At 39.3% G+C, this 25812-nt stretch carries 23 protein-coding genes; 7 read left to right on the top strand and 16 right to left on the bottom strand.

Annotated features, from left to right (window positions below; genetic code table 11):
- Positions 1 to 34 precede the first annotated feature (34 nt).
- The 3 genes from ADH51_RS07145 to ADH51_RS07135 form a co-directional block, all read right to left on the bottom strand.
- On the bottom strand, positions 35 to 1216 hold the full coding sequence (locus tag ADH51_RS07145; protein ID WP_045001679.1) for a pyridoxal phosphate-dependent aminotransferase: 1182 nt from the start codon (positions 1214 to 1216) through the stop codon (positions 35 to 37).
- Positions 1217 to 1220: 4 nt separating this feature from the next.
- The gene (locus tag ADH51_RS07140; RefSeq protein ID WP_048675572.1) at positions 1221 to 1703 is read right to left on the bottom strand and encodes a DUF5590 domain-containing protein; all 483 of its coding nucleotides are present in this window, start codon (positions 1701 to 1703) and stop codon (positions 1221 to 1223) included.
- Positions 1704 to 1860: 157 nt separating this feature from the next.
- A complete protein-coding gene (locus ADH51_RS07135; protein ID WP_048675567.1) occupies positions 1861 to 4347 on the bottom strand; it encodes a bifunctional DnaQ family exonuclease/ATP-dependent helicase in 2487 nt (828 codons plus the stop codon).
- Positions 4348 to 4442: 95 nt separating this feature from the next.
- Between ADH51_RS07135 and ADH51_RS07130 the strand changes: the two genes are divergently transcribed.
- Entirely contained in the window at positions 4443 to 5078 is a 636-nt protein-coding gene (locus ADH51_RS07130; protein ID WP_048675566.1) for an MBL fold metallo-hydrolase, read from the top strand.
- A gap of 107 nt (positions 5079 to 5185) precedes the next feature.
- On the opposite strand, the gene ADH51_RS07125 is transcribed toward ADH51_RS07130, so the two are convergent.
- The 8 genes from ADH51_RS07125 to ADH51_RS07090 form a co-directional block, all read right to left on the bottom strand.
- The gene (locus ADH51_RS07125; RefSeq protein WP_048675563.1) at positions 5186 to 6142 is read right to left on the bottom strand and encodes an ABC transporter permease; all 957 of its coding nucleotides are present in this window, start codon (positions 6140 to 6142) and stop codon (positions 5186 to 5188) included.
- 1 nt (position 6143) lies between these two features.
- Positions 6144 to 7211: an ABC transporter permease gene (locus tag ADH51_RS07120; protein WP_048675557.1), complete on the bottom strand. Its 1068-nt coding sequence runs from the start codon at positions 7209 to 7211 to the stop codon at positions 6144 to 6146.
- Positions 7204 to 8742, bottom strand: a complete 1539-nt coding sequence (locus tag ADH51_RS07115) for an ABC transporter ATP-binding protein (RefSeq protein WP_004184111.1) — start codon at positions 8740 to 8742, stop codon at positions 7204 to 7206. The genes ADH51_RS07120 and ADH51_RS07115 overlap by 8 nt, the downstream gene beginning before the upstream one ends.
- 115 nt (positions 8743 to 8857) lie before the next feature.
- A complete protein-coding gene (locus tag ADH51_RS07110; RefSeq protein ID WP_342585657.1) occupies positions 8858 to 9922 on the bottom strand; it encodes a BMP family protein in 1065 nt (354 codons plus the stop codon).
- Between the two features lie 67 nt (positions 9923 to 9989).
- The gene (locus ADH51_RS07105; protein WP_021144038.1) at positions 9990 to 10388 is read right to left on the bottom strand and encodes a cytidine deaminase; all 399 of its coding nucleotides are present in this window, start codon (positions 10386 to 10388) and stop codon (positions 9990 to 9992) included.
- Positions 10389 to 10392: 4 nt separating this feature from the next.
- Positions 10393 to 11037 (bottom strand): deoxyribose-phosphate aldolase, encoded by a 645-nt coding sequence (gene deoC / locus ADH51_RS07100; protein WP_014634599.1) that lies wholly within the window; start codon positions 11035 to 11037, stop codon positions 10393 to 10395.
- A gap of 33 nt (positions 11038 to 11070) precedes the next feature.
- Entirely contained in the window at positions 11071 to 12348 is a 1278-nt protein-coding gene (locus tag ADH51_RS07095) for a pyrimidine-nucleoside phosphorylase (RefSeq protein ID WP_048675551.1), read from the bottom strand.
- Entirely contained in the window at positions 12345 to 12935 is a 591-nt protein-coding gene (locus ADH51_RS07090) for a class I SAM-dependent methyltransferase (protein ID WP_048675548.1), read from the bottom strand. The genes ADH51_RS07095 and ADH51_RS07090 overlap by 4 nt, the downstream gene beginning before the upstream one ends.
- Before the next feature lie 112 nt (positions 12936 to 13047).
- On the opposite strand from ADH51_RS07090, the gene coaA reads away from it, so the two are divergent.
- Both coaA and rpsT read left to right on the top strand, forming a co-directional pair.
- Positions 13048 to 13968 carry a type I pantothenate kinase gene (gene coaA / locus ADH51_RS07085; RefSeq protein WP_013990467.1) on the top strand — a complete coding sequence of 307 codons (921 nt, stop codon included), beginning with the start codon at positions 13048 to 13050 and terminating at the stop codon, positions 13966 to 13968.
- Between the two features lie 69 nt (positions 13969 to 14037).
- A complete protein-coding gene (rpsT, locus tag ADH51_RS07080) occupies positions 14038 to 14274 on the top strand; it encodes a 30S ribosomal protein S20 (RefSeq protein ID WP_004182129.1) in 237 nt (78 codons plus the stop codon).
- Between the two features lie 87 nt (positions 14275 to 14361).
- On the opposite strand, the gene ADH51_RS07075 is transcribed toward rpsT, so the two are convergent.
- From ADH51_RS07075 to ADH51_RS07065, 3 genes are all read right to left on the bottom strand, one after another.
- Entirely contained in the window at positions 14362 to 15777 is a 1416-nt protein-coding gene (locus ADH51_RS07075; RefSeq protein ID WP_048675545.1) for a sensor histidine kinase, read from the bottom strand.
- Positions 15767 to 16441: a response regulator transcription factor gene (locus ADH51_RS07070; RefSeq protein ID WP_002891134.1), complete on the bottom strand. Its 675-nt coding sequence runs from the start codon at positions 16439 to 16441 to the stop codon at positions 15767 to 15769. Before ADH51_RS07070 ends, ADH51_RS07075 begins: the two co-directional genes overlap by 11 nt.
- Positions 16442 to 16638: 197 nt before the next feature.
- Complete coding sequence (locus ADH51_RS07065; RefSeq protein WP_048675542.1) at positions 16639 to 18309, bottom strand: formate--tetrahydrofolate ligase; 1671 nt, start codon at positions 18307 to 18309, stop codon at positions 16639 to 16641.
- Positions 18310 to 18503: 194 nt separating this feature from the next.
- Here ADH51_RS07065 and ADH51_RS07060 point away from each other — a divergent pair, with 194 nt between their 5' ends.
- The 4 genes from ADH51_RS07060 to ADH51_RS07045 all read left to right on the top strand — a co-directional run bounded on the left by ADH51_RS07060 (position 18504) and on the right by ADH51_RS07045 (position 22126).
- Positions 18504 to 19187 carry a phosphopantothenate--cysteine ligase gene (locus ADH51_RS07060; RefSeq protein ID WP_002891136.1) on the top strand — a complete coding sequence of 228 codons (684 nt, stop codon included), beginning with the start codon at positions 18504 to 18506 and terminating at the stop codon, positions 19185 to 19187.
- Positions 19180 to 19725, top strand: a complete 546-nt coding sequence (coaC, locus tag ADH51_RS07055; RefSeq protein WP_004182014.1) for a phosphopantothenoylcysteine decarboxylase — start codon at positions 19180 to 19182, stop codon at positions 19723 to 19725. Before ADH51_RS07060 ends, coaC begins: the two co-directional genes overlap by 8 nt.
- Before the next feature lie 28 nt (positions 19726 to 19753).
- A complete protein-coding gene (locus ADH51_RS07050; protein ID WP_021144028.1) occupies positions 19754 to 20326 on the top strand; it encodes an ECF transporter S component in 573 nt (190 codons plus the stop codon).
- A gap of 81 nt (positions 20327 to 20407) precedes the next feature.
- On the top strand, positions 20408 to 22126 hold the full coding sequence (locus tag ADH51_RS07045) for a phospho-sugar mutase (RefSeq protein ID WP_048675539.1): 1719 nt from the start codon (positions 20408 to 20410) through the stop codon (positions 22124 to 22126).
- A gap of 138 nt (positions 22127 to 22264) precedes the next feature.
- On the opposite strand, the gene metF is transcribed toward ADH51_RS07045, so the two are convergent.
- Entirely contained in the window at positions 22265 to 23140 is an 876-nt protein-coding gene (gene metF / locus ADH51_RS07040; RefSeq protein ID WP_048675536.1) for a methylenetetrahydrofolate reductase [NAD(P)H], read from the bottom strand.
- Positions 23141 to 23327: 187 nt separating this feature from the next.
- Positions 23328 to 25577: a 5-methyltetrahydropteroyltriglutamate--homocysteine S-methyltransferase gene (gene metE / locus ADH51_RS07035; protein WP_048675534.1), complete on the bottom strand. Its 2250-nt coding sequence runs from the start codon at positions 25575 to 25577 to the stop codon at positions 23328 to 23330.
- Positions 25578 to 25812: the final 235 nt, after the last annotated feature.

The raw sequence follows: 25812 nt of genomic DNA, 5'->3' as shown, positions 1-25812 counted from the left end.
AATTACTTCTCTTTTCTTTTGATCTATATTAATTCTATTTTTCCATAAAGGCTTTGATTCGGCGGACTGCTTCTTTCAAAGTATCTAAGTCTGTTGCATAGCTAAGACGAATATTTTCAGGTGCGCCGAATCCTGCACCTGTTACCAAAGCGACTTCAGCCTCTTCAAGAATAGCGTTTGTAAAATCATTAACATTTGTGTAGCCCTTGATTTCCATCGCTTTTTTAACATTAGGGAAGAGGTAAAAGGCACCTTGAGGTTTGATGACTTCAAAACCAGGCACTTCAGCTAGGAGTGGATAAATCGTATTCAAACGTTCCTCAAAAGCTTGACGCATTTCTTCGATAGAAGACTGATCACCTGTTAAGGCTTCAATAGCAGCATATTGAGAAACTGCTGTAAGATTTGATGTCGTTTGACTGATAATCTTAGCCATACCTGAAATAATTTCTGGATCTCCGACAGCAAAACCAACACGCCAACCTGTCATAGCATAGGTCTTGGAAACACCATTAATCACGATTGTTTGCTTACGAATGGCATCTGAAAGACTTGAAATTGGAGTAAAGGTATTGCCATTATAGACCAAACGGCCATAGATATCATCTGCTAAAATCAAAATATCGTGCTCAACCGCCCAGTCACCGATTGCTTGCAATTCTTCCTTGCTGTAAATCATTCCTGTTGGATTTGATGGAGAATTAAGCAAGACAACTTTAGTTTTTTCAGTGCGAGCAGCTTCAAGTTGTTCAACTGTTGCTTTAAAGTGATTAGCTTCAGTCGTTTGGAAAGTGACTGGAACACCCTCAACCATTTTAACTTGGTCTACATACGAAACCCAGCAGGGTGTTGGAATAATGACTTCATCACCAGGATTGATGACCGTAGCAAAGAAAGCATATAAGATAAACTTCGCACCAGTGCCGACAACAACCTCATTTGGTTTTACAGCATAGCCATAGAAGTTTTCCATGTAAGTGCTAATCGCATCCTTAAGTTCTGGAAGTCCAGAAGCTACGGTATAGAAACTTGCCTTACCATTTTCAATAGAGGTAATAGCAGCATCTTGAATGTTCTTAGGTGTTACAAAATCTGGTTCACCAAGTGTCAAACTCAAGATATCACGTCCTTGAGCTTTAAGAGCTTTAGCACGCGCACTGGCAGCTAAAGTAACACTTTCTTCCATTTGTAATACACGATTTGATAATTTTGTCATTTCATTATAGTCCTTCCACTTTAATAACCTGACCTGAGATAAAATCAACCAGATAATACTGGGTTCCTGACTTCACTTCCCAAATAGGAGTTTTGCCATATTTTCCTAGGTGGACATAGGATATATCCTTAGCACCGTAGGCCTTAGCAGCTTTCTTGGCCACTGACTTACTAATACCATCCGATTGCTTGTAGATATCAACCTCACCTGAATCATGACTCACGATAACAGCTATTTTCTCACCTTGACCAGACTTTCCAAGAAGTCCGTAATAGGTAGCCTCACCATGGTAGATATCAAATTCAGTAACAGTCTTAATATCTGCTTTGCTCTCTGCTATGGCAATAACCTTCTTTTCAGCGTCTACATAAGGCTTAGTCGCTACAATAAGAATAGCAGTCAAAGAGGCAATTAAAGTCACAACGATTACAATTATTCCAAAAATGAACTGTTGCTTTTTGGTCCAGGGTGAACGTTGTTTACGCATAATGCCTCCTAAAAAAGTTTCTGAATTTATTATATCAGAAAATGATAAATCTTTACATAGCAATATAGCTAGTATTGAGCAATTAAGTCTATCTTTTTTATAAGTCAGTAAAATTTATAAAACCTAAGTAATCTTAGAAAAGGTTGGTTTTAAAAAGTTAACTTTCTTGTTCTAAGAAATCCTGAATATCCTCTTTGACTTCCTCGAACTTAGCGTGCTTAAGCGCAACTTCTTGTGTCACTTCTTTTAGAAATAGTTTTCCATAACTCTTAACGAGCGGGCGATTATCCATAAGAAGAATAGTCGAGCGCTGTTCTGGACGTCTCTGAGCACGCCCAATAGCTTGTTTAAAACGTAAAACCGTCATGGGAAGACTGTAACTATCAAATGTGCTCTTTCCTTGCTTAGAAAACCAAGATTCAATCTTTTGATAGAATGGATCCTTAGGATTGTCAAACGGCAGACGTGCAATAACCTCAATTACCCTATCTTGTTGGGCAAAGTCCACACCTTCCCAGAACGACCCCATACCCAGAAGGAGATTGGTCTCACCTCTATCAAAACGTTTTTTGACATTAAAAGCAGTCCCATTTTTCTCTTGAGTTAGGTGACGAACTTCCCTATGATCCAATAAATCTGAAACAGCCATCATACTCTTTCGAGACGTGAATAGTACTAAAATTGGATATTCCATTTCAGATAGCTTCTGGAGACGCTTTGCAAGAGCAACTTCATACTCTTCCTCAGAAGCAATACCAATCATAGGCATACTTTGATCAATCCAAATAGCTTGATTGGGTAAAGTGTCCATTGGGAGGCTAACCTTGCGTACCTGTTTTAAGCCCAACAAATCAGCCACATCAACATCAGGTCCTACATCAATAGTTGCTGAAACAATTATCACTTTTTGGGCACTTGGTAGATAAGCTGAAAGTTCTAAGAGCTCTTGGCGTGATGCCTTTAAATAAGTCACACGATGTTCCTGATAATAGTCTGTTTCAAGCCAGAAATGGCTGTAAAGGGGTGTCTTCAAGGGAGACAACATCTCCATCAAATCACTTTCACCCTCCAGTTCAGAAATGGTTTGTAGCAAACGATCTAATTGCTGGCGATTATACTGCTTCTGAGGAAATTGTTGATGTTCTTGGATTAGATGGCTAACTTCAAACTGCAGATTTTCGAGCAAGCGTTGTTGAAGCAAGCTTTGACTACCACTATCAAGAATTCGATGAATATATTGCAACAGGACAGTAAGATTGACTTGATGACGTGAAAATTGTTCTAAAGCCAGGACCATCTTTTGTCCCTCATCAATCACAAGAGTTTTTCCTCGAACAAAATCATAATCATCTTCCATACGCGTCAACAGATAAGCATGGTTGGTCACAACTACCCTAGCTTCCTGGGCTTTTTGATAGGACTGTTGCCAGAAATCATATTCGGCAAAAAGACTGTCAGCTTTTAACTTACCATCGTGCTTAATCTCATCAAAATAAGCCATATAGCGCTGTTTTTGTCTGATTTCGTCAAGATCCCCTGTCTCTGTTTCAGTCAACCAAACCAAGAGTTGCATTTTATAACGATTAACCAAACGGTTACTATCCTGACGAAGTAAGGTTTGGTAGAAGGCATCTAACTTGATATAATTCTGAGGTCCTTTGAGACTATGAAAGTTAATATTAAAGACATCCGATAATGCTTTAGCTTCTTGATTCATAATCTGATTTTGAAGAAGCTTGGTTGGAACAGCTACTACTACTTTATCTACATCAGATTGTGCTAACAAGGGAAGCAAATAGCCATAGGTTTTCCCAATTCCAGTCTGAGCCTGAATCATGGAAATAGCAGTATTATCAAGCTCCGTCCTTACTGCCTCAGCAAACTCTCTTTGTTTAGGTCTTGACTCTAAATCTAAGAGAGCAATATTGGTAGCAAAATCTTGAGACAGTTTTCGTTCCGCCTTATAAGCCACAGGTCTACGAAGAACAATTCCGGATTCTTCAAGCATGACATATTCCTTTGAAAGACCTAAATTTTGATCTCTTATAGCATCACGAATAACCAACTCTGTCTCAAAAAGTAGATTATCTGAAAAAGTTAAAAGCATCTCAATGGTCTGTCTAGGTAGGCTGGCAATCTTATCCATCAAATGAAACAAAAGCTGTCCGGTCGCTCTCGCATCTTCAATAGCGGTATGGGCCTGAGCTAGGTCAAGATTAAGAACCTTGGATAAATGAGATAGCTTATATTGTTCTAACGTCGGATAAAAGACCTGAGCCAATTCGACAGTATCCACACGAGGAGTCCTTAGTTCGAAGCCCTCCATGAAAAGTGCCTCTGCAAGCAAATTGGCATCAAATTTAACATTATGGGCAACAAAAATACAGTCCTCAATCAGTTCAAAAATGGTTCTAGCAATTTCCGAGAAATCTGGGGCTTGAGCCAACTGCTGATCGGTAATCCCTGTTAAATGAATAATGTGATCATCTAGTTCTTGGTGTGGGTTAACATCACTCGCAAATTCGTCAATCACCTGACCATTTTGCATGACGACAATTCCCACCTGTATAATACTAGCCGTTGACGAAGCGGAGGTTGCTTCCAAGTCAACAATGGCATATTTATTCGTGTTTTTTTCACTCATAGTGACCTTATTATAGCATATCCAAAGCCCCAAAAAAAGACAAAGCCATCATTCTGATATTGGAAAAAGCCTGAAATTCGTGCTACACTAGAGCTATGAAAATAAGACAAATTTTAAATCCTGTTGCCCAGGAAAACACCTATATTTTAGAAAACGATACAGCTTGTCTAGTCATTGATCCGGGAAGTGATACTTCTGCTATCTTAGCTGAGCTTAAAGCAAGTTATAAACCTGTTGCTGCTATCCTCTTGACACATACACACTACGATCACATTATGAGTGTTGAGGCAGTCCGTCAAGCTTATAATTACCCTCCTGTTTATGTTGCAGAGGCTGAAAAAGACTGGTTAATGAATCCTATTGATAATTTATCGGGACTTCCACGTCATGACGATATGGAAGACGTTATTGTCAATCCAGCAGAATACTACTTCGATTTCACTCAGGACTATAACATCGAGGATTTCCAGTTTAAAGTTGTTCCAACCCCAGGACATTCTATCGGAGGCATTTCTTTAATTTTCGATGAAGAAGAAATCGTCTTTTCTGGTGATGCCCTCTTTAAAGAAACAATTGGACGCTGGGACCTCCCAACAGGAAACCACGATCAGTTACTCACTAGTATTCGAGAGCAACTCTTCACCCTTCCTAACCACTACAAGGTATTCCCCGGACACGGTTGGGACACTACTATAGGTCATGAGAAGGTCTTTAACCCACATTTTTCATAAAAAAACAAAAGCTTGTCGACACCTACTTTAGTAAGTACTGACAAGCTTTTTTTCTCGAATAAAAAAGAAGGTCGATAGACCTTCTTATCTGAAACACTGTAGTGTGTTTATTTAGATTTGATGTAGTTAACACCATCTGATTTAGGTGCAACGGCTTTACCGAAGAAAGCAGCCAAGACAATAATTGTCAAGATATATGGTGCAATTTGCAAATACACATTTGGTACATGTGAAATAAGTGGAAGCTGTTTTCCAATGATTGCCAATGATTGTGACAAACCGAAGAATAAACTTGAGAGCATAGCCCCAACTGGATTCCAACGACCAAAAATCATAGCAGCCAAGGCGATGAAACCAGGACCTGCAATCGTCGTAATAGCAAAGTTGTTAGAGATGGATTGAGCATAAACTGCACCACCAACACCACCAAGGAATCCTGAAATCATGACACCATAGTAGCGCATACGGTAAACGTTAATACCAAGTGTATCCGCTGCCTGTGGGTGCTCACCTACTGAGCGAAGACGCAAACCAAAACGAGTCTTGAAGATGACCCACCATGACACAACTGAAACCAAAATCGCTACATATGCAATCAAGGAAACGTTCGTAAAGAAGACTTTACCCAAGATTGGAATGTGGCTTAAAATTGGAAATGATACAGTTTTAAAGTTATGACTAATAGCTGGTGTTTGGCCGGCACCAAAGATAACACGTGTCAGAAAGACTGCTAAAGATGGAGCAATCAAGTTCAATACCGTACCAGAGACAACATGATCCGCACGGAAATTAATGGTCGCAACCGCGTGGAGCAATGAGTAAACAAGACCAATAAGACCTGCTACAATTGCGGCAATCCAAGGAGTTGCATCACCAAAACTATCTGCAAAATTCAAGTTAAAGAGAACACCTGCGAAGGCTCCAATAACCATTATTCCCTCAAGACCGACATTTACGATACCGCCTCGTTCAGAGAAAGTACCACCGATACTTGTGAAAATCAATGGTGCTGAGTATTTCAGCATAGAGGCAACAATCAAGGCTAAAATTGTAATGAAGTCCATATTAGTTTTGTCCTCCTTTAGCTTTCACTGACTTTTGACGAGGGCGAACCCAATATCTAATAATATAGTTAGCACCGACAAAGAAGATAATCAAAGCAGATACAACGTCGATAACTTCAGGAGGCACACCAATCATACCACTCTTACCTACAGACAAGACACCATAAAGAAGGGCAGCAAACGGAATACCAATAGGTGAATTAGTAGCCAAAAGAGCAACCGCCATACCGTTCCAACCAATTGCCAATGAAGAGTTTTGAACAAAGGCATTTTGGAAGGTACCAAGTCCTTCTACTGTTCCTCCAAGTCCACAAAGGGCACCTGAAATAATCATAGACATGATAATAACACGTTTTGATGACATCCCTGCATATTCAGATGCATGAGGGTTAAGACCTACAGATGTAATTTCAAAACCAGTTGTTGTTTTCTTAAGCAAGAACCAAACTAAGAAGGCAGCCGCAAGAGCCAGGAAGAAACCAATATTGAAACGCGAACCACCAGTTATTTGAGATAAGTACTCTGTTTGATAACTAGCTGAGGCTACAACCTTGTTAGAAGCTTCTGAAGAACGCAACATATCAGCTGTAAACCCAAAGCGAATAATATTGTTTGCTACATACAAAATGATGTAGTTCATCATGATGGTAACAATGACCTCACTAGTTCCCAAGTAAGCACGGAGAATACCTGGAATAGCCCCAGCGATACCACCTGCAACCAGACCGATAATGACTGTACAGATAACTGAAATCACCTTTGGTAAGTCAGGGAATGACAATGCAAACCATACGGCAGAAACCCATCCCGCCAAGGCCTGTCCTGGCAAACCAACGTTAAAGAAACCTGCCTTAGATGCAACAGAGAATCCTAGTGCAATCAGAATCAGCGGACTCATGGCACGAAGAATTTCACCAATATTTTTCAATGAGCCGAAGGCCGTTGTGAAAAGATCATAGTAAGCCCAGAATGGATCGTAACCGAAAATCAACATCAAAACGGCTCCAATCAGCATTCCTAAGAGGACAGCAATTAAAGGAACTGCCCAATTTTGTACTTTTTTAGACATTTGCTTCCTCCTTATTCAATTGTCCACCAGCCATAAGAATACCAAGATCTTGCTTATTCGTTTCAGCAGGATCTAGAATTCCCTGAATTGCACCATCATAGATAACCGCAATTCTGTCTGACATATCAAGAATTTCATCCAATTCAAAGCTGACAACAATCACAGCCTTACCTTTATCACGTTCTGCGATAATACGTTTACGGATGTACTCAATGGCACCAACGTCAAGACCTCGAGTTGGTTGACTTACAATAAGAAGTTCTGGGTCACGGTCAATCTCACGAGCAATAACAGCTTTTTGTTGGTTACCACCTGACAATTCACCACCAGCAATTAACTCTCCTGCACCACGAACATCAAATTCTTTCATCAATTCACGCGCTTTAGCATTGATGACATTATAGTTCAAGATACCATTCTTAGAATTTGGCTCTTTGTAGTAGGTTTGAAGAGCGATATTTTCAGCAACTGTCATTTCAAGGACCATACCATCACGGTGACGATCTTCAGGAATATGACCAACACTCATTTCAGTAATCTGACGAGTTGTCTTATGAATAATCGATTCACCCTTGATGGTAATATCACCTGACTTAACTTTACGAAGTCCTGTAATCGCTTGGACAAGTTCTGTCTGACCATTGCCATCGATACCGGCAATACCGATGATCTCACCAGCACGAACATCTAATGACAGATTTTTTACAGCAGGTATTCCTCGGTTTTCGTTAACCACCAAATCTTTAATAGAAAGAACAACTTCTTTTGGATTTGAAGGAATTTTCTCTGTCTTGAAGGAAACCTGATGGCCAACCATCATTTCGGCCAAGTCAGCATTTGTTGACCCTTCAATCGTTACCGTATCAATTGATTTACCACGTCTAATGACAGTGACACGGTCAGAAACTGCTCGAATTTCATCCAACTTATGAGTAATCAGAATAATCGACTTGCCTTCCTTAACCAAGGTCTTCATAATGTTTAGAAGTTCAGTAATTTCAGACGGAGTCAATACCGCAGTCGGCTCATCGAAAATCAAAATATCAGCCCCACGATACAGAGTCTTAAGGATTTCAACACGCTGTTGAGCACCAACAGAGATATCTGCAACTTTGGCAGTTGGATCTACCGCAAGACCGTATCTTTCAGAGAGTTCAGTAATTTCCTTAATAGCCTTCTTCATATCAAGGACGCCACCAGCTTTAGTTACCTCACTACCTAGGATGATATTTTCAGCAACTGTAAAAGCTTCAACCAACATAAAGTGTTGGTGAACCATCCCAATCCCCAGTTTCGTTGCTTTAGATGGTGAATCAATCGTCACCTCTTGTTCTTTAACCTTAATGGTACCGCTCGTAGGTTGCAAAAGACCTGAAAGCATATTCATTAAAGTTGACTTACCTGCACCATTTTCACCGAGGAGGGCATGGATCTCTCCTTGTCTCACATCAAGATTGATATGGTCATTTGCCACGAATTCACCAAATTTTTTGGTAATATCGTGCATCTCAATGACATTTGGCTTCGTCATACAATCTCCTTCCAAGAATAATTTTTATTTCAGCAAAGGGGATCATTATCTGCTTCCCTTTGCTGAGACAAAAATTTGTCTCAGTCTAAGTTCTATAAAGACTTATACTTAACTATTATTTGCTAAGACCATCAGTTGGTTTCAATTCACCATTCTTGATTTGTTCTTTAGCTTTTTCTACTGCATCCTTGATATCTGAAGGAAGATTAGACGTTACAATGTCAACACCACCGTCTTTGATACCGTAAGTCTTAGTTTTACCACCTTCGAATTTATCGCCTTTGACTTGTCCGTTAGCAATATCTTTAACAACTGTACCAACTTGTTTGATTGTTGAAGTCAAAACAAAGTTAGATTTTTTCTTGTCTGAAGATGTATAATTACCTTCTGCTGTTTGGTCACGGTCAACACCGATTACCCATACTTTCTTATCGCTTTCAGCATCAAGTTTTTCGTTAACTTCTTTAGCAGCTGTGAAAACACCAGTACCAGTACCACCAGCAGCTTGGTAGATTACGTCAACGCCTGAAGCATACATAGTTGAAGCAATTGTTGTACCTTTAGCAGCGTCTGAGAATGATTCAGCATATTGAACTTGTACGTCGATGTCAGGTTTTACTGATTTGGCACCTGCTGTAAAACCAGCTTCAAAACGTGTAATTGTATCTGATGTTTGACCACCAATGAAACCAACTTTATTTGTTTTTGATTGCATTGCTGCTGCGATACCTGCAAGGTAAGCACCTTCGTTATCGGCAAACAAAACGCTCTCAACATTCTTTTGGTCTTTGATAACATCATCAATGATTACGTAGTTAACATCTTCATGTTCCTTAGCAGCATCTGAAACAGCATCATGAAGGGCAAAACCAACACCAAAGATGAGGTTGTAACCTTGGCTTTGAGCGGCTGACATATTGTTTGCAAAGTCAGACTCTGAGTTTGATTGGAAGTAAGTAAAGCCAGAATCTTTTTTAAGTTTGTTAGCTTTACCCCACTCTTGGAGTCCTTCCCATGCTGATTGGTTAAATGATTTATCATCTACCCCACCAGTATCTGTAACGATAGCAGCTTTAACTTTAGAATCAGCTGATGATCCACCGCGTCCGCCACGAGCACATGCTGCAAGACCAAGTGCTGCTACAGCAACAAGGCCAAGACCGATAATTTTCTTGTTCAATTTCATCTTGAACACTCCTCCTATAACTTGCAAGAAAACTTGCTTAATAAAGAATAAAACAACTAGACTATTGTAAGTCTGTAAAAGAGTATGGTAACAACTCTCCGACTGTCATCTCGACTGTCGATTTATCTTCAGCGATAAGAATCACTTTAGAATCGGATTTAAAAAACTCAGCCATCACTTGGCGACATGCACCGCATGGTGATATAGGCTCTTTGGTATCACCGTAAACAGCGAGACACTCAAAATCACGGTGTCCTTCAGATACCGCTTTAAAAATAGCCGTTCTTTCTGCACAATTGGTCAATCCAAAAGAGGCATTTTCTATATTGCAGCCTTGAAAGATTTCTCCATTTTTTGTAATCAAAGCCGCACCAACTCTAAACTTAGAGTAGGGAACATAGGCATTTTCTGCTGCCAATCGAGCTGCTTCTATCACTTTCTCTTTGTTAGTAACTGTCATGGCTTTATTGACCTTTCATAATGGCCACTCCTGACGAAGTACCAATACGGGTTGCACCAGCTTTGATAAAGGCTTTAGCCGCCTCAAGTGTACGTGCTCCACCAGATGCCTTGACTCCCATAATAGGACCAACAGCTTCTCGCATAAGTTCAATATCTTCAATGGTAGCACCACCAGTAGAAAACCCTGTAGATGTCTTCACAAAATCTGCACCTGCCAGTTTTGCTAATTGGCAAGCTTCGACCTTTTCTTCATCAGTCAATAGACAAGTTTCAATAATAACCTTCACAAGTTTTCTTCCACTAGCTTCAACAACAGCTTTAATATCGTCTTCAACTAATTTAAGATTTCTAGATTTAAGAGCACCGATATTGATTACCATATCAATTTCATCCGCCCCATTGGCAATAGCATCCTTGGCTTCAAAAGCCTTAACTGCAGAAGTCGATGCTCCCAAAGGAAAACCGATAACCGTACAAACTTTAACAGAACTATCTTTTAGCAATTCAGCTGCCGTTTTGACCCAAGTTGGATTAACACAGACGCTGGCAAACTCATACTTCTTAGCCTCATCAATTAAGGAAAGAATCTGTTCTTTATTAGCATCAGCTTTTAGTAAGGTATGGTCAATATAGCTATTAACAGACATAAACAAACTCCTTGATTAGAATTAAATTAAGGGTTAGCGAATTATCTTTAATATTTCTGTCGTTTCTTTACATTCACTACCCATAATAACATTTTTTTCGAATTCAGTCAGCATTTTTTCAGATAAAATTTCTTGGCTATAGACCTTGGCAATAAGGTCTCCCTGAGTCACAGAATCGCCAACTTTCTTTTCAAATACAATTCCTGTCTCATAATTAAGACTATCTGACTTCGTAGCTCGACCTGCTCCTAATTGCATAGCAAATTTTCCAAATGCCATAGCAGGTAACTCTTTAATGTAACCTGTTTCATGAGCATGAATATCTGTCACGACAGGCGCACTGCTATGACGATAAAGATCGGTCAAATCACCACCTTGAGCTTGAATGAGTTCTTCAAACTTAGCAAGGGCTTGTCCACTCACTAAGTGCTGACGAATCTCTTCCTGGCTAGCTTCAACCTGAGCTAAATCTAATAGAATCTCAGCCAACTCACAGATAAAGTCAGTGATATCTTCACGTCCCCTACCTTGCATAATTTCAATAGCCTCAGTGATTTCTAAACGGTTACCAATAGCCTTACCTAGTGGCTGACTCATATCTGTAATAACTGCAATCGTTTCACGATTGACCTCATGACCTAGTGCAACCATGGTTTCAGACAACTTCTCAGCGTCAGACATATTTTTCATAAAAGCCCCTTGACCAACGGTAACATCCAGCAAAATCTTATCCGCACCTGCTGCAATTTTTTTAGACATGACAGAGCTTGCAATTAGAGGAATAGAATCTACTGTTGCAGTCACATCACGTAGAGCATACAAGAGTTTGTCAGCCTTAACCAAATGCTCAGACTGACCAATGAGGGAAATTCCAATGTCTTTAACTTGCTCAATGAATTCTTCCTTGCTACGCTCAACCTGATAGCCTTTGATAGACTCTAATTTATCAATCGTTCCACCCGTGTGTCCGAGACCACGACCACTCATCTTAGCCACCGGAACACCAAAGCTAGCTACAAGCGGCATCAGAATGATGGTTACCTTATCACCAACGCCTCCGGTCGAATGTTTATCTACCTTAACACCTGGAATTTCTGACAAATCATATTGTTCACCTGAAGCAACCATATCAGTGGTCAAATCATGGATTTCACGAATAGACATACCTTGATAATAAATCGCCATCGCCAAAGCAGCTATCTGATAGTCTGGTATTTCCCCAGACACATAGCCATTAATGAGATATGAAATTTCCTCTGTGCTTAACTCGCCACCATCTCTTTTCTTTTCAATTAAATCAACTGTTCTCATAATTTCTCACTTCTAAGGATATAATATCCTTTAGCCTTTTTAACGACTTCAGCATTACCAAACACATCCTCCATCTTAGCCTTAGCTGACGGAGCACCTTGTTTTTTCTGAATAACAATAGTTAGGTTACCACCTTGATTGAGATAATCATATGCCTCCGCGATCACTTGATGAACCACCTTCTTGCCCGCACGGATAGGTGGATTAGAAATAATATAGTCAAAACTTCCAGTGACATTTTCATAGATATTTGATTGGAAGATAGTAGCTTCAACCTTGTTTCGTTGAGCATTTTGTTTAGCTAAATCAATCGCCCTACTATTGATGTCAATCATAGTGACTTTAACTCCTTGGACCTTGGCTAAACTGATACCGAGAGGACCATAGCCACAACCCACATCTAAAAGCGTTTTGCCAGCTTCCAAATCTAATGCACTCAAAAGCACTTGACTCCCAAAATCAATCATTTTTTTAGAGAAAACCCCAGCATCTGTATAAAACTGAAAACTTTCTCCTAATAAATTAACCTTTAAATCATGAATATCATGAGCCGCATCTGGCGTCTCAGCATAATACATTTTTGACATTATTTTTTCCTTCTAGATAGTACTTTTTCTTTATCGTATCATAAATACTAAAGTAAGGCTAGTGAAATGACAAGGCTTACATTCGACCTTTTTTTCTGCTATAATATTATTTATGCTAAATGAATTTATCAATTTCGAAACGATATCACGCAAGGAATGGCAACGCCTTCATAAAGAGGACAATGCCCCATTGACTGCAGAAGAACTGGATTCCATTCGAAGCCTTAATGATAAGATTGATGTGCAAGAAGTTAGTGACATCTATCTTCCTCTTATCAATCTCATTCGTATCTATCAGAAAACTGCCAATGATCTGACCTTTTCTAAGAGTATCTTTTTACAAAAATCACAGACTAACCGTCCATTTATTATTGGGGTATCTGGTTCAGTTGCTGTTGGCAAATCCACTACCAGTCGTTTGCTTCAACTCTTGTTGCAGCGTACCTTTCCCCAATCTAATGTTGAACTTGTGACAACTGATGGCTTTCTCTATCCTAACCAAACCTTGAAAGAAAAAGGCATCCTTAATCGTAAGGGCTTCCCTGAGTCCTACGATATGCCACTTCTTCTCAACTTTTTAGATACTATAAAAAATGGTGGTGATGTCAATATTCCTGTTTACTCTCATGAAATTTATGATATTGTACCAGGACTTACCCAAGAAATCAGACAGCCCAATTTTCTAATTGTCGAAGGGATTAATGTTTTCCAGAACCCTATTAACCAACGACTTTACATGAGTGACTATTTTGATTTTTCTCTCTACATTGACGCTGAAGTTAATAATATCGAATCCTGGTATCTTGAACGTTTTCAAACCCTTCTTGAGCTTGCCAAAAAAGATGAAAACAACTACTACCATCGTTTTACTAAATTTAGTAAGGATGAAGCTTTATCTTTAGCACAAAAAACCTGGCGTGATATCAATTTGGTTAACCTGGAAAATTATATCGAACCTACACGAAGTCGAGCTGAACTGATTCTTCACAAGGGAGACAATCATAAAATCGACTTCATCCACTTAAAAAAATAGAAAAAGCTTGCCAAGGGGCCTAAAATAACGTATAATGACATAGTTAGATAAATTTTGGAGGTGAAAACATTGGCAAATATTAAATCAGCTATCAAACGCGCTGAACTTAACGTTAAACAAAACGAAAAAAACTCAGCTCAAAAATCAGCTTTGCGTACTGCTATTAAAGCATTCAACGCTAACCCAACTGAAGAAGCTTACCGTGCAGCATCAGCTAGCATCGATAAAGCCGCTTCTAAAGGTTTGATTCATAAAAACAAAGCAAGCCGCGATAAATCACGTCTTGCAGCTAAATTGGCTAACTAATTAAAAGCTCCATTAGGAGTTTTTTTATTACTCTTCAACATAAAAACCTGCTAGTTTTTAAGCTAGCAGGTTTTTTTATGGTCAAATTTAGACTCCAGTAATTTTTACTTCAAAAATTGTTCCCTTTGGCTGATTATCCTTAACAATGATTGTGCCTTTTAAGGCTAGTACTATTTGTTGTGCCAGAGATAAACCGAGTCCAAACCCACCTATTTGTCTGGTTCTTGCCTTATCTACTCGATAGAAACGATCAAAAATCTTTTTCTTATCACTATCTGCTATACCAGGACCATTATCCGCAACAGTAATATAAAGATGGCGGTCATTAGTGCGAACAGTAAAGGTCACATGTCCATCCTCTTCCGTATATTTGATAGCATTATCAAATAATATGGTCATTAACTGTTTCAACAGTGTTTTATCAGTATTGATTGGACGACCAACTTGGTTTTGAGCCGTGAAACCTTTCTCATTTTCTTCTGCAATCATGGCATAGTTGGTAAAGACTGTATCAAAGAAAGCAGGTTCTAAGGTTTCGATTTCTGGTTTAATACCATCGTCACGACGAGCCAAGTTCAAAAGATTAGTCGTCAAAAGACGCATGTTGCGTACTTCATCAAGACTTGAAGCAATATTCTCTGAATTATCTAGAATGGTGCTCTCAGGCTTGCGGAAAAGAACTTCTAATCTGTTTTGAATCACAGCAAGCGGTGTCCGTAACTCATGGCTAGCATTCTCAACAAAAGCCTTCTGCTTCTCCAAGCTTTCCTGGATAGGACGTCTTGACCACTTAGCCAAATACATACTAGCCGCAACAGATAAAAGCCAGAAGAAACTCATCATAATGACAATTAGCTTAACATAACGTTCAGTGGCTTCTTCCAATTGAGTTGTATTAATCGCAATAACAAGGTACTTAGCATCAGGATAGAGGCTATTATCTACTTTTTCAGTAATCAGACGGTACTTTTCCGTTTGATCGAAATAATTCTGAGCACTTCCCTTGCTGATAACATCAATGTTATTTTTGTCTATTGGTAAATTGGATAAGCTTGAAAATTTATCAACGACATTAAGGACTTTTCCATTCTTATCAAGTACCAAGACACTAGTATTTGCCGCAACAGATAAATCGTGAGGGGCATCTTCAATTTTTGATTTCTTCTTAGGTTCTTTCTTAGAGTCACTCGAGTCAGATGTTTCAGTTGTCGCCCCTTTAGTATCATAGGCTTGGTAAATGGTTGTCGTATTATTTTGATCTACCTCAGAAGTCAGAAAAAGTTCCCGTTTTAGCATTTCCATTTCTAAATAAGAATTGGTTTTAGTGGCTGCCATTTTCAGACTAGAGTCCACATTGGAATAAACGCCGTAACTCAGAATCTGCAAAATCATGACAGTCATGATAAGGAAAATACCAGAAAAAGTGGCAAAGAAATGAATGAACGACTTAAATCCGTCTGACTTGATTCTCCTAAAGAGATAATTGAAAAATTTAGTCAGCATTCTTCAAAATATACCCCACACTTCTCAAGGTTTGGAGATTGGCAGCAAAGTCTGTTCCTTTAAGTTTCTTACGAATTTTAGAAACATAAACCTCGACAACTGATACCGTGGTATCACTATCAAATCCCCAAAGACGGTCAAAAATTTGTGACTTAGGCAAGATGACATTTTGATTTTGTAAGAAGTAAACTAATAAATCAAACTCTTTACCAAGAAGTTCTACTTCTTTATCCCCCACAAAGGTTGAATTTGTAGCAAGATTGACACGAACATCCCCAAAAGAAAGTGTGTTTTGGTCAAATTTACCAGATCGTTTCAAAAGTGCTTGAATACGCATCTTCAACTCTTCTAAATAGAAAGGTTTGGTTAGATAGTCGTCTGCACCCAGTTCAAAGCCATGACCCTTATCATCTAGACTTTCCTTAGCCGTCATGATAAGTACAGGAGTTGTTACACCTTTTTCACGTAATTCTCTAAGAACCGTGAAACCATCTTTTTCAGGTAACATAAGGTCTAAAAGAATCAAATCATAGACGCCACTTTCAGCTTCGTAGAGACCTTCATCTCCATCAAAGACTTGCATCACATCAGCAAAGTCATCTAAAAAATCAAAAACTGAGTTCGACAAACTCAAATCATCTTCTACTAGTAGTATTTTAATCATAGTTATCCCCCTTGTTAGGTGTCAAAGATACAAATAACACTTTGACTAAGTTTTATCATTATATCTAAAATAGACGTAATCATCTAGTGCTTTGATCTTCTTTTATTTAGATTTAGTCTACTAAACTTTCCTTAAGTTTTTCATAACTCAAACAAAAAACAGCACCAATAGGTACTGTTTTATATCGATATTTCTTCTTAGAACAAACCAACAGCTGTTCCGTCTTCAGCTACGTCCATCTTGAGGGCTGCTGGTGCTTTTGGAAGACCAGGCATTGTCATGACGTCACCTGTAAGAGCTACGATAAATCCAGCACCTGTTTTAGGAACAAATTCACGAATAGTGATATCAAAACCTTCTGGTGCTCCAAGTAAGAATTGGTTATCTGAGAAGCTATATTGTGTTTTGGCCATACATACTGGCAATTTATCCCAACCGAATTCTGCAAATTGTTTGAGTTGGTTCTTAGCTTTTTTCTCGAAGACAACTGATTTACCACCATAGATTTCAGTAACAATCTTAGTGATTTTTTCTTCCAAGCTATCATCATCAGAATAAAGACGTTTATAGTTGGCATTACCATTTTCAACAGCATCAACTACTGCGTTGGCAAGGTCAATACCACCATCAGCACCATTAGCCCAAACGCTAGCCAATTCAACAGGAACATCGATTTCTGCACAAAGTTCTTTAAGGGCTGCAATTTCAGCTTCAGTATCAGCAACAAATTCGTTAATAGCAACGACTGCTGGAAGACCAAATTTACGAACGTTTTCCACATGACGTTTCAAGTTTGCGAAGCCATCACGAACGGCCTGAACATTTTCTTCAGAGAGGTCAGTTTTGGCTACCCCACCGTGCATTTTGAGGGCACGAAGTGTCGCAACAATAACAACGGCATCAGGAGTTGTTGGGAGGTTTGGAGTCTTGATATCAAGGAATTTTTCAGCACCAAGGTCAGCACCGAAACCTGCTTCAGTAATCGTATAATCAGCCAAACGAAGAGCTGTAGCTGTAGCTAGAACTGAGTTACATCCGTGAGCGATATTGGCAAATGGACCACCGTGTACCAAGGCTGGTGTTCCATAAATTGTCTGTACCAAATTAGGTTTGATGGCATCTTTAAGAATAAGGGTAAGCGCACCTTCAATTTCAAGATCACGTACATAAACTGGTGTACGGTCATAACGGTAGGCAACTACAATGTTAGCCAAACGTTCTTTAAGGTCATTAATATCAGTAGCCAAGCAAAGAATCGCCATGATTTCAGACGCAACAGTAATATCAAAACCATCTTCACGTGGAATACCATTAAGTGGTCCGCCAAGACCAACATTTACATGACGAAGTGCACGGTCATTAAGGTCAACCACACGTTTCCAAATGATACGACGTTGGTCAATGCCGAGAGCATTTCCTTGATGAATATGGTTGTCAAGAAGGGCTGACAAAGCATTATTTGCTGTAGTAATAGCGTGCATATCCCCTGTGAAGTGGAGGTTGATATCTTCCATCGGAAGCACTTGAGCGTAACCACCACCTGCAGCACCACCTTTGATTCCCATAACCGGACCAAGAGATGGTTCACGAAGGGCAATCATTGTTTTCTTACCAATTTTGTTAAGAGCGTCTGCAAGACCAATTGACATGGTTGATTTCCCTTCACCAGCTGGTGTTGGGTTGATAGCTGTCACCAAAATCAATTTTCCTGGCTTATTGTCTTTGACTGCATTGATTTTATCAAATGACAATTTTGCCTTATATTTTCCGTAGAGTTCCAAATCGTCAAAGCCGATTCCAACTTTTTCAACTACTTCTGTGATTGGTTTTAATTCTACACTTTGAGCAATTTCGATATCTGTTTTCATGAGACACTCCTCTATATTTTTCTAGAATCTATTATATCAGAGTTTGATAAAAAACGCATTATTTTTGGTTAATTACTTTTCAATGTTCGGTTTTTGTTTTGTTATAAATCGTTATAACTTTAATTTATAGGGGTACACCCCAAAAATACCTACTATATATTTACTAAAGACTCAATTTTTAGTACAATACTACTATGAAAATTTTGATTACATCGGGTGGTACCACTGAAAAGATTGATGCTGTACGTGGAATCACAAACCATTCAACAGGTTATCTAGGAAAGGAAATCGCTGAACTTTTCTTGGCTAAGGGTCACCAAGTAACCTTAGTAACGACCAAGACAGCGGTTAAACCAGAACCGAAAGAAAATCTAAAGATTACAGAAATTACGAACGTAGAAAGTCTTCTCAGAAAGATGGAGCCACTCGTCAAAGAGCACGATGTTCTTATACATAGTATGGCAGTCTCTGATTATACTCCTATTTATATGACGGATTTTGCTGAACTGGAGGACACCGAAGATCTCGCTCAATTCTTGCATAAATCTAACACTGAAAGCAAGATATCATCGGCTTCTGATTATCAGGTTCTTTTTCTAAAAAAAACACCGAAGATCATTAGCCTCGTCAAACAATGGAATCCTGATATTCAATTGATTGGCTTCAAACTTTTGGTTAATGTAAGAAAAGAAGAGCTTTTTGAGGTTGCTCGTGCAAGTCTGAAACGCAACAAAGCTGATATTATTGTTGCCAACGACTTGAGTGATATTACTCCAGATCAGCATATTGCCTATCTTGTTGACGAAAAAAACGAGGAGAAAGTTACGACTAAATCTGCAATTGCTCAAGCTTTATTTGAAAGGATATGCCATGACTAAACGTATCATCCTTGCTGTTTCAGGATCAATATCCGCCTATAAAGCAGCTGATCTAACAAGTAGGTTAAAGAAAAAAGGTTATGACGTTCACGTCATTATGACTGAAGCTGCTCAAGCCTTTATCACCCCTCTGACACTTCAAGTCCTTTCGAAGAATCCTGTTCACACTGATGTCATGGAAGAAAAATTGGCTGAACGTATTAATCATATTGACTTAGGTAAAGAAGCTGACCTCTTTGTTGTAGCTCCAGCTTCAGCAAATACCATTGCCAAATTAGCACATGGTCTAGCCGATAATATGCTTACTGCTACTGCTTTAGCTTTACCTAGCACCACACCTAAACTAATTGCCCCTGCAATGAATACGAAAATGTATGAAAATCCACTGACTAAGAAGAATCTAGATACTTTGCATGACCTTGGCTACCAAGAAATTCTTCCAAAATCAGGTTTACTGGCTTGTGGAGATACAGGACGTGGTGCCTTAGCTGATATTGATGACATTATTGAATCCATTGACAATGCTTTAACAAAATAGCCTTGCAGAGAATAAAAAGGAGTTTATGATGAATAAGAAAAATAAAGCAAACCAAACGGCTCAGTTATCCCTCTTGATAGCTACAATGGTTGTAATCGAAGTACTCAGTCAAACCATCTTTGCTGCTTTTGTACTTCCAATCAAACCAACCCTAACCCATATCCCAGTTATTATCGCTAGCATCGTCTACGGTCCTAAAATTGGAGCTTATTTGGGTGGCTTCATGGGAATTATGAGTATTATTCGAAACACTGTTATCTATACGGTTAGTAGCTATCTCTTTAGTCCTTTTGTTGAAGGGGGAACTTGGGCATCTGCAGTCATTGCCATCGTTCCTCGTATCCTGATCGGTATTTTCCCTTACTTTGTCTACAAATTACTTCAAAACCGTCTAGGTCTGGCTCTATCTGGGGTTTTAGGTGCTTTCACTAATACATTTTTTGTACTTCTTGGTATCTACTTCCTAATTCCTAACTTCTACACAGCAGGTGGCAAAACACTAATGGCAACCATTTTCACAACAAATTCGATTGCTGAAATGATTATCGCTGGTCTGTTAACTCTAAGTATCACACCAGTGTTACTGCGATTGAAAAAATAAAGAAAAAACATGGTAATTACCATGTTTTTTTTCTTTAATTATGGTATAATGTAAGCGTTTAAAAATATAAAGGAGATTGCTATGTCTTACACTGAAAATTATCAAAAATGGCTCGACTTTGCTGAATTGCCTGCTTACCTTCGTGATGAGTTGGTCGCAATGGATGAAAAAACGAAAGAAGATGCCTTCTATACCAACCTTGAATTCGGTACAGCTGGTATGCGTGGATTGATTGGTGCCGGTACTAACCGCATTAACATTTACGTTGTTCGCCAAGCAACTGAAGGTTTGGCCCAATTAATTGACTCAAAAGGGGAAGAAGCTAAAAAACGTGGTGTTGCTATTGCTTATGATAGCCGTCACTTCTCTCCAGAGTTTGCTTTTGAATCTGCTCAAGTTTTGGCTGCACACGGTATCAAATCTTATGTATTTGAAAGCCTACGTCCAACACCTGAATTGTCATTTGCTGTTCGTCATCTCCACACATTTGCTGGTATCATGGTAACAGCTAGCCACAACCCTGCTCCGTTTAATGGATACAAGGTTTATGGTGAAGACGGTGGACAAATGCCACCTGCAGATGCCGATGCTTTGACAGATTACATCCGTGCTATCGAAAATCCTTTCACTGTACAATTAGCTGACCTTGAAGAAAGCAAAGCTAACGGCTTGATTGAAGTTATCGGTGAAAATGTCGACGCTGAATACTTGAAAGAAGTGAAAGGTGTTAACATCAACCAAGACTTGATCAATGAATACGGTCGTGACATGAAGATTGTCTACACTCCACTTCATGGTACTGGTGAAATGTTGGCTCGTCGTGCTCTTGCTCAAGCTGGATTTGAAGCAGTTCAAGTTGTTGAAGCTCAAGCTGTTCCAGATGCTGACTTCTCAACTGTTAAATCTCCAAACCCTGAAAGTCAAGAAGCCTTTGCTCTTGCTGAAGAACTTGGTCGCAAAGTAGACGCTGACGTATTGGTTGCAACTGACCCAGATGCTGACCGTCTCGGTGTTGAAATTCGCCAACCAGACGGTTCTTACCTCAACCTTTCAGGTAACCAAATCGGAGCGATTATCGCTAAATACATTCTTGAAGCTCACAAAACAGCTGGTACCCTTCCTGCCAATGCTGCCCTCTGTAAATCAATCGTATCAACTGAGTTGGTTACTAAGATTGCAGAAAGCTACGGCGCAACTATGTTTAATGTCTTGACTGGTTTCAAATTTATCGGTGAAAAAATTCATGAATTTGAAACACAACACAACCACACTTACATGCTTGGTTTCGAAGAAAGCTTCGGTTACCTCATCAAACCATTCGTACGTGACAAAGATGCTATCCAAGCCGTTCTTATCGTTGCTGAAATCGCTGCTTACTACCGCTCACGTGGCATGACTTTGGCAGATGGTATCGAAGAAATTTACAAACAATACGGCTACTTCGCAGAAAAAACAATCTCTGTTACCCTTTCAGGTGTTGACGGAGCTGCTGAAATCAAGAAAATCATGGATAAATTCCGTGGCAATGCTCCTAAACAATTCAACAACACAGACATTGCTAAGACAGAAGACTTCTTGGAACAAACAGCTACTACTGCTGACGGCGTTGAAAAATTGACAACTCCTCCAAGTAACGTGCTTAAATACATCTTGGCTGATGATTCATGGTTTGCCGTTCGTCCTTCAGGTACAGAACCAAAAATCAAATTCTACATCGCTACAGTTGGTGAATCTGAAGCAGATGCCAAAGAAAAAATTGCAAATATCGAAGCAGAAATCAATGCTTTCGTAGGCGAATAATATTTAAGACTTAGAGCTAAGCTCTAAGTCTTTTTTAAATCGACAAAACTGTGATTACGGAAGCAAGCTATCTTTTTTACTACTAGAAGCAAGAAACCACCTATAGATTAAACTATAGGTGGTAGTTTTATGATTCAATTATAGAGCGCTAACTTGTGAATGATGCTTAAACAAGGAATGAGTAGCTTCGTGAATATGACGAGCAGTTTCTGCATTATTCATGGTGTAGAGGTGAACGCCTGCAACATCTTGAGTAACAAGGTCGACAATCTGGTCAATAGCATAGGCAAGACCTGCCGCTCTAAGTGACTCAGGATCATGCTCATACTTATCCAAAATGGCACGGAACTTACGTGGCAAATGGATATTCTCACAAGTCTTAAGCAAACGTAGGGCTTGGTTACGATTCAAAATAGGCATAATACCCGCATGAATTGGTACATCAATTCCAGCCAAGGTACATTTATCTTGAAAATCATAGAAACGTTCATTGTCAAAGAAGAGTTGAGTTACAAGGCTAGAACAACCTGCATCAACCTTTTTCTTAAGGTTTTGGATATCAGAGATTTGATTTGGCGAATCTGGATGCCCTTCAGGATAGCAGGCACCGATGATATCAAATTGAGGAGCTTGGTCCTTGATAAATTCAATCAAATCAGTGGCATATCTAAAGTCTTTAAGTGGTTCCACACCTGGAATGATATCGCCACGTAGGGCTAAGATACGGTGTACACCAACAGCATCCAAGTCACGTAAGGTATCAGCAACCTTTTCTTTACTCAAATAGATAGCTGGAAGGTGGGCAATCGTTGGGATAGCTAGGTCATTTTGAATATGATCCGCCAAAGGAACCGTCGTCTCTTTGATATTATATTTGTTATTACTAGCTGTAACACTGATAAAGTGTGGAGCCAATCCTTGCATATCCTCAAGGGCACGTAGGATTTTTTCGTTACCTACTGCTGGGTTAGGTGGAAAGACTTCAAAAGAGAGTGATGGTGTTTGGCTTGTCATATTAGTTTACCTTCTTCTTTTTAGATTTTTGTTAAGACGAAAGCTGTTTTAAGTGCCTACTGACTTCATGAGTACAGTTAAACACTTGTTAATCATAGCCTGCTTGCAAAAATCTTTAGAACATTATTCGCTATTGAAAACCTTCTACACTTAAGGAAGAAGGTCTTCAACATATGATAACTTCTGCTTACAAGTTTTCGCGAGCTGCTTTTGCAGCTTCTACAAGCTTGATCAAGCTTTCTTTAGTTTCTTTGATTCCGCGAGTCTTCAAACCACAGTCAGGGTTGATCCATACTTTACCGCTTGGTACTTTAGCCAAGATTGCTTCGATAGTGTGGTCAATTTCACCGTCTTGTGGAACACGTGGTGAGTGGATATCGTAAACCCCAGGTCCAACTTCTGTTTGGAAGTTTTGAGCTTTAAGTTCGTCCAAGATTTCAAGATTTGAACGGCTAGCTTCAAATGAGATAACGTCAGCATCCAAGTTGTCGATAGCTGGGATGATATCTGTAAATTCTGAGTAACACATGTGAGTGTGGATTTGTGTGTCTGGTGCTACAGTTGAGTGAACCAAACGGAAGGCTGGAATTGCCCAGTCGAGGTAATCCTCATACCAGTCACTACGACGGAGTGGCAATTTTTCACGAAGAGCAGCTTCGTCAATTTGGATAATTTTAACGCCTGCAGCTTCAAGGTCAAGAACTTCATCTTTGATTGCAAGAGCAATTTGAAGAGTTGAATCCTTGATAGAGATGTCTTCACGTGGGAATGACCAGTTAAGGATAGTAACAGGTCCAGTCAACATACCTTTAACAGGTTTGTCAGTACGGCTTTGTGCGTAGCTAGACCATTTCACAGTGATTGGGTTAAGACGAGTCACATCACCCCAGATGATTGGTGGTTTAACCCCACGCATACCGTATGATTGCACCCAACCGTTTTTAGAGAAGAGGTAACCTGACAAGTTTTGACCGAAGTATTCAACCATGTCGTTACGTTCGAATTCACCGTGTACAAGCACGTCAAATCCAACTTCTTCTTGCCATTTAATCCATTCATCAGTGATTTCAGCAAGGAAAGCATCGTATTCTTCTTGTGACAATTCATTCTTACGGAAAGCCAAGCGTTTGGCACGAACTTCCTTAGTTTGAGGGAATGAACCGATAGTTGTTGTTGGAAGCAATGGAAGTTTGAAAGCATCTTTTTGAATCGCTTCACGTTCTGCAAATGCTGGCAAACGAGTGTAATCAGCTTCAGTCAAGCCAGCAATACGGGCACGAAGTTCAGCATTTTCACCAACACGCTCAGTCGCAAAGAGTTCTTTGTTAGCAGCAAGGGCTTCTTCACCTTGACCATTGCGGATAGCATCCAAATCACGCAATTCGTCCAATTTTTCAACTGCAAAAGCAAAGTGGTTCAAAATAGCTGGTTCAAATTCTTCATTAGCAGTTGTAAATGGTACATGAAGAAGTGAGCAAGATGTTGTCAAAACAACATTTTCAGCTGGCACTTGTTCAAGAATTGCAAGACTCTTCTCGTAGTTGTTACGCCAGATGTTTTTACCATTGACGATACCGGCATAGAGAGTCTTATCAGCTGGGAAACCACCTTTAACCAATTCAAGTGTTTTCTTACCTTCAACAAAGTCAAGACCAATACCATCAACTGGCAAGTTCACAAGGTCATTGTAGACATCACGAACGTCACCAAAGTAAGTTTGGATCAAGACTTCAAGACCTTTTTTATCAGCCAAGAGTTTGTTGTAGAGGTTCAAGAAGAGAGCTTTTTCTTCAGCTGACAAATCTTTAACAAGGGCTGGCTCATCGAGTTGAATACGTGTAGCACCAAGTTCTGCCAATTTAGCAAAGACTTCTTGGTAAGCTGCCACAAAGCTATCTACAAAGTCTTCTGCTTTCACACCATCTTCAAAGTCAGATAATTGAAGGAAAGTAAATGGTCCAACGACAACTGGACGTGTGTTAAGGCCCAATTCTTTAGCTTCTTGATACTCATCAAAAATCTTGTGACCAGCAAGTTTAACTTCTGTTGTTTTTTCAAATTTAGGAACGATGTAATGGTAGTTAGTGTTAAACCATTTTTTCATAGGAAGGGCACGTACATCCCCTTTTTCACCTTGGTAACCACGCGCCAAAGCAAAGTAACGTTCAAGATCTGTCAAATTCAAGTTTTGAACAGATTCAGGTACGACGTTGAAAAGGAAAGCTGCATCAAGGAAGTTATCGTAATGTGAAAAATCATTTGAAGGAATTTCACTAATACCTTTCTCTTTAACAATATTCCAGTGTTTTGCACGCAAGTCTTTGGCTGCTGCTAAAAGTTCATCTGCAGTAATTTCATTTCTAAAGTATTTTTCTGTTGTAAATTTTAATTCGCGGAATTCACCCAAACGTGGGAAACCAATGATAGTAGTTGACATCTTGTGTCCTCCTCTTTGTTGTTGAACTTATCTTACCAAAGAAATGGGTGTCTGTATAATTGCTATTAGTTTTCTCTATATATAGTTTTAGACTATAACCTATAAAACAAAGGTTTTCCAGCTCCCGTTATCTCCTTTTGTTTAGATATTGTTATAGCTAATAACTATATATAAACCTGATAAATCCTTTTTTATAACAAAAAATCCCTAGACTTTTGTCTAGAGACTCTATTAT

The sequence above is a fragment of the Streptococcus sp. 449_SSPC genome, from assembly GCF_001073005.1.
GTDB classification, from domain to species: Bacteria; Bacillota; Bacilli; order Lactobacillales; family Streptococcaceae; genus Streptococcus; species Streptococcus salivarius_F.
The sequence above is the reverse complement of the archived record's forward strand: the minus strand, read 5'-3'. Positions and strand labels throughout refer to the sequence as shown.

Coding starts and splice junctions, on each gene's coding strand:
- ADH51_RS07065 (WP_048675542.1), bottom strand. CDS start 18,309: ATGAAAACAGATATCGAAATTGCTCAAAGTGTAGAATTAAAACCAATC.
- ADH51_RS07130 (WP_048675566.1), top strand. CDS start 4,443: ATGAAAATAAGACAAATTTTAAATCCTGTTGCCCAGGAAAACACCTAT.
- deoC (WP_014634599.1), bottom strand. CDS start 11,037: ATGTCTGTTAATAGCTATATTGACCATACCTTACTAAAAGCTGATGCT.
- ADH51_RS07120 (WP_048675557.1), bottom strand. CDS start 7,211: ATGTCTAAAAAAGTACAAAATTGGGCAGTTCCTTTAATTGCTGTCCTC.
- ADH51_RS07140 (WP_048675572.1), bottom strand. CDS start 1,703: ATGCGTAAACAACGTTCACCCTGGACCAAAAAGCAACAGTTCATTTTT.
- coaA (WP_013990467.1), top strand. CDS start 13,048: ATGCTAAATGAATTTATCAATTTCGAAACGATATCACGCAAGGAATGG.
- ADH51_RS07075 (WP_048675545.1), bottom strand. CDS start 15,777: ATGCTGACTAAATTTTTCAATTATCTCTTTAGGAGAATCAAGTCAGAC.
- ADH51_RS07045 (WP_048675539.1), top strand. CDS start 20,408: ATGTCTTACACTGAAAATTATCAAAAATGGCTCGACTTTGCTGAATTG.
- ADH51_RS07070 (WP_002891134.1), bottom strand. CDS start 16,441: ATGATTAAAATACTACTAGTAGAAGATGATTTGAGTTTGTCGAACTCA.
- ADH51_RS07145 (WP_045001679.1), bottom strand. CDS start 1,216: ATGACAAAATTATCAAATCGTGTATTACAAATGGAAGAAAGTGTTACT.
- ADH51_RS07115 (WP_004184111.1), bottom strand. CDS start 8,742: ATGACGAAGCCAAATGTCATTGAGATGCACGATATTACCAAAAAATTT.
- ADH51_RS07050 (WP_021144028.1), top strand. CDS start 19,754: ATGAATAAGAAAAATAAAGCAAACCAAACGGCTCAGTTATCCCTCTTG.
- metE (WP_048675534.1), bottom strand. CDS start 25,577: ATGTCAACTACTATCATTGGTTTCCCACGTTTGGGTGAATTCCGCGAA.
- ADH51_RS07060 (WP_002891136.1), top strand. CDS start 18,504: ATGAAAATTTTGATTACATCGGGTGGTACCACTGAAAAGATTGATGCT.
- ADH51_RS07095 (WP_048675551.1), bottom strand. CDS start 12,348: ATGAGAACAGTTGATTTAATTGAAAAGAAAAGAGATGGTGGCGAGTTA.
- coaC (WP_004182014.1), top strand. CDS start 19,180: ATGACTAAACGTATCATCCTTGCTGTTTCAGGATCAATATCCGCCTAT.
- ADH51_RS07105 (WP_021144038.1), bottom strand. CDS start 10,388: ATGACAGTTACTAACAAAGAGAAAGTGATAGAAGCAGCTCGATTGGCA.
- ADH51_RS07125 (WP_048675563.1), bottom strand. CDS start 6,142: ATGGACTTCATTACAATTTTAGCCTTGATTGTTGCCTCTATGCTGAAA.
- ADH51_RS07135 (WP_048675567.1), bottom strand. CDS start 4,347: ATGAGTGAAAAAAACACGAATAAATATGCCATTGTTGACTTGGAAGCA.
- metF (WP_048675536.1), bottom strand. CDS start 23,140: ATGACAAGCCAAACACCATCACTCTCTTTTGAAGTCTTTCCACCTAAC.
- ADH51_RS07090 (WP_048675548.1), bottom strand. CDS start 12,935: ATGTCAAAAATGTATTATGCTGAGACGCCAGATGCGGCTCATGATATT.